The sequence below is a fragment of the Ursidibacter arcticus genome, assembly GCF_009761375.1.
In the GTDB taxonomy this organism is placed as follows: domain Bacteria; phylum Pseudomonadota; class Gammaproteobacteria; order Enterobacterales; family Pasteurellaceae; genus Ursidibacter; species Ursidibacter arcticus.
Genome location: NZ_LEKM01000167.1, coordinates 1 through 5,666 on the forward strand (window position 1 = coordinate 1; position 5,666 = coordinate 5,666).

Genomic DNA, 5,666 nt, shown 5'->3' on the forward strand with positions numbered 1-5,666 from the left:
GAATATCTTATGCCTTTGGTTTTTTTTCAGCAATAAAAAACCGACTGTTTTAGTCGGTCCAGACCGCTGACAAACCCTAATTTGTTGTATTCAATAAACGGACGCCAGCGTGGCGTCCCTACACAACAAAATAAAATCTGTTATTTTTCAATTGGTTATAACTTTTCTTGTAGGGACGCCACGCTGGCGTCCGAATGAAAAAAGACTTTGTCAATAATCTGACACAAAATATTGTGTCTTTATTAGAAAATTATCGCCACGCTTTAAACTGGTTAATTAAACCGTTAGTTGAGCTATCGTGGCTAGTAATTTCTTCGCTATTTTCTAGCTCTGGTAGAATGCGGTTAGCCAGTTGTTTGCCTAACTCTACACCCCATTGGTCAAAGCTATAAATATTGAAAATAACGCCTTGTACAAAGATTTTATGTTCATACATTGCAATCAATGCCCCTAAAGTAAATGGCGTAATTTTCTGAACTAAAATTGAGTTAGTAGGTTTATTTCCTGTGAATACCTTAAATGGCACGATTTCTGCAACTTCTTCTAGTGATTTACCCGCTTGTAAAAACTCTTGTTCCACCACTTCTTTTGACTTACCAAAAGCGAGAGCTTCTGTTTGAGCAAAGAAGTTTGACAATAATTTTGTATGATGATCTGCTAATGGATTATGGCTTTGAGCCGGGGCAATAAAATCACAAGGGATCAATTTAGTACCTTGGTGAATAAGTTGATAAAACGCGTGTTGTCCATTAGTACCTGGCTCACCCCAAATAATAGGACCTGTTTGATGGGTTACTGCTTTACCATCTCGACCTACAAATTTACCGTTAGATTCCATATTGCCTTGTTGGAAATAAGCTGCAAAACGGTGCATATATTGGTCATAAGGTAAAATAGCTTCTGATTCTGCCCCTAAGAAATTGCTATTCCAAATACCAACTAATGCTAAAGTTGTCGGAATATTTTGCTCAATAGGGGTATTTAGAAAATGTTTATCCATTGCGTGAGCACCTGCTAATAGTTGCTCAAAATGTTCAAAACCGAGAGAAAGAGCAATGGATAATCCGATAGCAGACCAAAGTGAGTAACGTCCTCCTACCCAATCCCAAAACTCAAACATATTGGTTGTATCAATCCCAAATTTAGCAACTTCTTTCGCATTCGTTGAAAGTGCAACAAAGTGTTTTGCAACGGCAGATTCATCTTTAGCTGATGCTAATAACCAATCACGAGCTGAGTGAGCATTCGTCATCGTTTCTTGAGTTGTAAAGGTCTTTGATGCAACTAAAATTAAGGTTGTTTCAGGATTCACTTTGCGTAAAGTTTCAGCAATATGAGTACCATCAACATTAGAGACAAAGTGCATATTAAGATGGTTTTTATAAGGGCGTAATGCTTCGGTAACCATATAAGGCCCTAAATCCGACCCGCCGATACCAATATTGATTACATCGGTAATCGCCTTACCTGTATAGCCTTTCCATTCACCTGAAATAACTCGCTCACAAAAATCTTTCATTTTAGCCAATACCGTATTGACTTCAGGCATTATATCTTTTCCATCGACTTCAACTGGGGTATTTGAACGATTACGAAGTGCGGTATGAAGTACTGCACGATTTTCCGTACGATTGATTTTTTCGCCATTAAACATTGCATAAGTTGCTGATTTCAATCCGCATTCATCAGCTAGTTGGCGTAACAATGAGAGAGTTTGTTGGTTAATGGCATTTTTAGAAAAATCTACCAAAATTTGATCTTCAAAACGCAGAGAATAATGTTTAAAACGCTCTGGATCTTCGGCAAAAAGCTGTGTAATTGTCAGATTCTCATTTTTATGTTGCTCTAACGCATTCCACGCAAAAGTTTGAGTTGGGTTAATTTTTTGCATATTAATGTCCTTTAAGCTAAGTTTAAAATTAGTTCTGAGAGGTTGATTGTTGCTCGTTAAGTGCATCTAAGCGTTTTTCTAGTTCATTTAATTTTTCACGAGTGCGGAGTAGAACTTGGGATTGCACATCAAATTCTTCACGAGTTACAACATCTAATTTGGCAAGTTGGGCTTGTAAGATTTGTTTGAATTTTTCTTCTAGATCGTTACCTACATTTTTTAGCCCTTGTGGTAATACATTGTGTAATTGCTGAGCGATAGATTCTAAATTTTTTGGATTAAGCATATTGTGTATCTCTTGAATAAAATAGAGCGTAATTTTAAATAATTTTAGCGGATAACTAAAGCAGATAATCTGAAAATTATGCTATAAAGTGAGATAAATCAAGGATAAAGAGGATGGCTGGAGTACTAGGATTCGAACCTAGGAATGCTGGGATCAAAACCCAGTGCCTTACCGCTTGGCGATACTCCAAAATAAAAAAACTAACCTAAGTTAGTTATTATGAATAGTTAAAAATAAGATGGCTGGAGTACTAGGATTCGAACCTAGGAATGCTGGGATCAAAACCCAGTGCCTTACCGCTTGGCGATACTCCAGTCGTTTTATTTTGCAAGCCATAATGGTGCGGGACGAGGGACTTGAACCCACACACCTCTCGGCGCCAGAACCTAAATCTGGTGCGTCTACCAATTTCGCCAGTCCCGCAAATGGTGGCTACAGCGAGATTCGAACTTGCGACCCCAACATTATGAGTGTTGTGCTCTAACCAGCTGAGCTATGTAGCCATCTTGCGTTGCCATATCGGCTTTGCGGGGCGTATTATGCTGATTTAGTCCTTACTCGTCAAATACTTTTTTAGAAAAATTATTTTTTTCGGATTATTTGCATAGAGATTCGGCAATTTGATAAAAAAAACAACAAAAAGGTTATTTTATAATGGGTTAGCTAAATTACTCTTCATTTCTTGTTGTAATTTTTCCAAAACGGGCTCTACATTAGGTAATATACCTTCCCATAGTTGAAAAGCATAACTTGCTTGCCCCACTAACATTCCAAGACCATCTTGTACCGATTTCGCACCTTGAGATCGAGCATATTTTAGAAATGGCGTATTCATTTCTACAGCATATTGCATATCGTAAATATTTGCTTGTGTCATCAGGTGACGAGGTAATTCAACATATTTACCTTGTAAGCCTAATGATGTGGCGTTGATAATTAGATCAAAAGTTTGATCTGCAATCTCATCTAAATAAGCGGTTAGAATTTTCCCAAATTTTGCAAATTTTTCAGCCAAACTAACCGCTTTTTCAGGCGTACGGTTATAAAGCGTGATTTGCTGTTTAGCTTGTAAGAGTGGGTATAACACTCCCTTGGTTGCACCACCCGCACCTAAGATCAAAATATGTTGATTCGGTTTTAGCCAACCTAAACGTTTAAGGTCACTCACTAAGCCTAAGCCATCAGTATTATCGGCATATAGGCGGCCATCTTCTAAACGCTTTAGGGTATTACAAGCCTCTGCTTGCAAACAAGCTTCACTATGTACATCAGCAAGTGCAAAAGCTCTTTCTTTAAATGGTGCGGTAACATTAGCTCCCTTTGCCCCCTCTGCAAAAAACTGCTTTAGATCTGTTTCAAAATTTTGTTCATCGCCTAGTTTTGCTGAATAGTGTAGTTTTTTTTGAGTTTGCTCTGCAAATAGTTGATGAATACGCGGAGATTTACTTTGGGCGATTGGATTACCCCATACTGCATATTGGTTCATAGCTAGCCTTGCCTAAAAATATGTTGAGTGAAAATATCTCGAATTTCGGACGGATTTGAATTACCTGAAGTTTGCCAATCTAACACAGGGAAATCATTACCAAATTGTAAACGAACTTCTTCCGCCGTTCTACAAGGCGGTAAAGTGGTTAAATTGGCACTTGTAGATGTTAAGGCAAAACCAACGTTGTTACACAGTTCAACTACTGCAGGTACTTGGCATAAACGTAAGGCAATTGTGTCAAATGCTCCAGTTAAATAGCGTGGAACGGAAGATTTAGCTGGCATAATCCACGTAATCGCCTTTTCTGTTTTTTGCTCAAAGCGTTGCCATTCAATAGAAGACAATTTACTTTCATCAATATAAGGTAAGAAAAAATCCTTATGAGGGGCAACTAAAATCAGCCCTTTGTCTTCAGGACGTTGCTTTAATGCTAATAATTTTCTGACTGCAATTTCACTTTGTGGGTTACACCCTAATCCAAATACGGCTTCGGTTGGGTAAGCTATCACTTGCTCTTGTTTTAATTGCTCAATAATTGAATGGAATGAATACATTATGCTTTTTCTTGGTTACTCTCTTGTTCGTGTAAATGCTGGCAAGTTCGGTTAGCACATTGCCATATAAATTTGCCCCGTATTTTTTTCTGAATAGCTAAGGGATAATGACATTTTGGGCAAGCCATTTCTATTGGTTTACTGGCTAATGTAAATTTACAATGCGGATAATTGGAACAGCCGTAAAAATGCTTTCCTGAACGCCCAACACGTTCAACTAGCTGATGCGTTTTACATTCAGGGCATACAATATTGTCTTGGGTTTCTGGTTCATCGTGGACGGTAAAATGACATTCAGGATATTGGCTACAACCAATAAAAATTCCAAAATTCCCTTGCTTTAGCTGTAATAAAGCACCACATTCAGGGCAAATTTCAGTTAGTTCCTTAATGACGTGATTATGTTGTTGTAATGGTTTTAAATAATCACATTCAGGATAGGCACTACACCCTAAAAATAGCCCTTGTTTCCCCCGCTTAATTTGTAATGCAGAGTGGCATTGTGGGCAATATTCTGTTTGCTTAGTTGATTTAAAGAGGCTCATCAATCAATTCAAATTCAATAACAAAAAAATGATCTTCATTTGGGTAAATAGTACGAATTATATGCTTTAACTCATCTAATGACATATTTTCTTGCTTTGCGTGTAAATCATTAAGATCTTCAAAAGTAATTGGTGTTACTGATTTTACACAGATTTTTGCAAATAAGCGGTCAGTTTCAAGAGTAAAAACGTTAAGCTGTTGATTTGGTAAGAAATATGATTCACTTTTATCCCGTATAGTAATTGTTTTTCTGCCTGCAACAATATCGGTTTCAAAACGGCTAAAGAATGTAATTTTATTCATCATAATCTAATTCCATTAAATGACTAAAATGGTCATTATTAAATCCACGACTTAACATATATCGCCAGATTTTCTGTTTTGCTTTGATATCCCAACTTATAGGACGTTTCTTATTAAAAAGTATTTCAGCTTGTTCAAACCAATCGACTTCGCAATTTTCAAGTTCTTGGTTAATTAGCCAATCTTTAATTCCTTTTTGTTTTAGCTCAAATTTTATACGATTAGGCCCATAACCTTGTTGTGAACGATAGCGAATAAAATGAGAACAAAAACGTTCATCGCTTTGCCAATTTTTTTCTTGCACTTGGCTGATTGCATCGTCTATTTCTTCTGTTTCAAATTCTTTTTGTATAAGTTTTTGGCGAAGTTCGGCTTCGCTATAATCTCGTTTTGAAAGCAGATAAACGAGATATTGGATAGGCGTAGATTTTATTTTTGCCATAGTTTCAGATTTAATTCGCATAGCTAACAAAAATGCGGTTTAAATAAACCGAATCAGACTGATGACAAACCTCAATTTGTTGCATTCAATAAACGGACGCCAGCGTGGCGTCCCTACACAACAAAATAAAATCTGTTATTTTTCAATTAATTATA

At 36.9% G+C, this 5,666-nt stretch carries 7 protein-coding genes and 4 tRNA genes; all 11 read right to left on the reverse strand.

Going from position 1 to position 5,666, the window contains the following annotated elements; all coding sequences use genetic code 11:
- Positions 1-250: 250 nt before the first annotated feature.
- The 11 genes from pgi to recX all read right to left on the reverse strand — a co-directional run bounded on the left by pgi (position 251) and on the right by recX (position 5,511).
- On the reverse strand, positions 251-1,891 hold the full coding sequence (gene pgi / locus A1D25_RS07415) for a glucose-6-phosphate isomerase (RefSeq protein ID WP_157395061.1): 1,641 nt from the start codon (positions 1,889-1,891) through the stop codon (positions 251-253).
- Between the two features lie 28 nt (positions 1,892-1,919).
- A complete protein-coding gene (ubiK, locus tag A1D25_RS07420) occupies positions 1,920-2,177 on the reverse strand; it encodes a ubiquinone biosynthesis accessory factor UbiK (protein WP_157395062.1) in 258 nt (85 codons plus the stop codon).
- A gap of 114 nt (positions 2,178-2,291) precedes the next feature.
- Positions 2,292-2,366, reverse strand: a tRNA-Gln gene (locus A1D25_RS07425).
- Between the two features lie 50 nt (positions 2,367-2,416).
- Positions 2,417-2,491: transfer RNA gene (locus A1D25_RS07430), tRNA-Gln, on the reverse strand.
- A 24-nt stretch (positions 2,492-2,515) separates the two neighbouring features.
- A tRNA-Leu gene (locus A1D25_RS07435) sits at positions 2,516-2,600 on the reverse strand.
- 3 nt (positions 2,601-2,603) lie between these two features.
- Positions 2,604-2,680, reverse strand: a tRNA-Met gene (locus tag A1D25_RS07440).
- 146 nt (positions 2,681-2,826) lie between these two features.
- Complete coding sequence (gene aroE, locus A1D25_RS07445) at positions 2,827-3,663, reverse strand: shikimate dehydrogenase (RefSeq protein ID WP_157395063.1); 837 nt, start codon at positions 3,661-3,663, stop codon at positions 2,827-2,829.
- A 2-nt stretch (positions 3,664-3,665) separates the two neighbouring features.
- Complete coding sequence (gene tsaC, locus A1D25_RS07450) at positions 3,666-4,220, reverse strand: L-threonylcarbamoyladenylate synthase type 1 TsaC (RefSeq protein WP_157395064.1); 555 nt, start codon at positions 4,218-4,220, stop codon at positions 3,666-3,668.
- On the reverse strand, positions 4,220-4,765 hold the full coding sequence (locus tag A1D25_RS07455; protein ID WP_157395065.1) for a DNA topoisomerase family protein: 546 nt from the start codon (positions 4,763-4,765) through the stop codon (positions 4,220-4,222). The genes tsaC and A1D25_RS07455 overlap by 1 nt, the downstream gene beginning before the upstream one ends.
- Positions 4,752-5,069 (reverse strand): N(4)-acetylcytidine aminohydrolase, encoded by a 318-nt coding sequence (yqfB, locus tag A1D25_RS07460; RefSeq protein ID WP_157395067.1) that lies wholly within the window; start codon positions 5,067-5,069, stop codon positions 4,752-4,754. The genes A1D25_RS07455 and yqfB overlap by 14 nt, the downstream gene beginning before the upstream one ends.
- Complete coding sequence (gene recX / locus A1D25_RS07465; RefSeq protein ID WP_157395066.1) at positions 5,062-5,511, reverse strand: recombination regulator RecX; 450 nt, start codon at positions 5,509-5,511, stop codon at positions 5,062-5,064. Before recX ends, yqfB begins: the two co-directional genes overlap by 8 nt.
- Between the last annotated feature and the right edge of the window lie 155 nt (positions 5,512-5,666).

Excerpts from the sequence above, each read along its gene's own strand:
- A1D25_RS07455 (WP_157395065.1), bottom strand. The coding sequence starts at position 4,765 with ATGAGCCTCTTTAAATCAACTAAGCAAACAGAATATTGCCCACAATGC.
- recX (WP_157395066.1), bottom strand. The coding sequence starts at position 5,511 with ATGGCAAAAATAAAATCTACGCCTATCCAATATCTCGTTTATCTGCTT.
- pgi (WP_157395061.1), bottom strand. The coding sequence starts at position 1,891 with ATGCAAAAAATTAACCCAACTCAAACTTTTGCGTGGAATGCGTTAGAG.
- tsaC (WP_157395064.1), bottom strand. The coding sequence starts at position 4,220 with ATGTATTCATTCCATTCAATTATTGAGCAATTAAAACAAGAGCAAGTG.
- aroE (WP_157395063.1), bottom strand. The coding sequence starts at position 3,663 with ATGAACCAATATGCAGTATGGGGTAATCCAATCGCCCAAAGTAAATCT.
- yqfB (WP_157395067.1), bottom strand. The coding sequence starts at position 5,069 with ATGAATAAAATTACATTCTTTAGCCGTTTTGAAACCGATATTGTTGCA.
- ubiK (WP_157395062.1), bottom strand. The coding sequence starts at position 2,177 with ATGCTTAATCCAAAAAATTTAGAATCTATCGCTCAGCAATTACACAAT.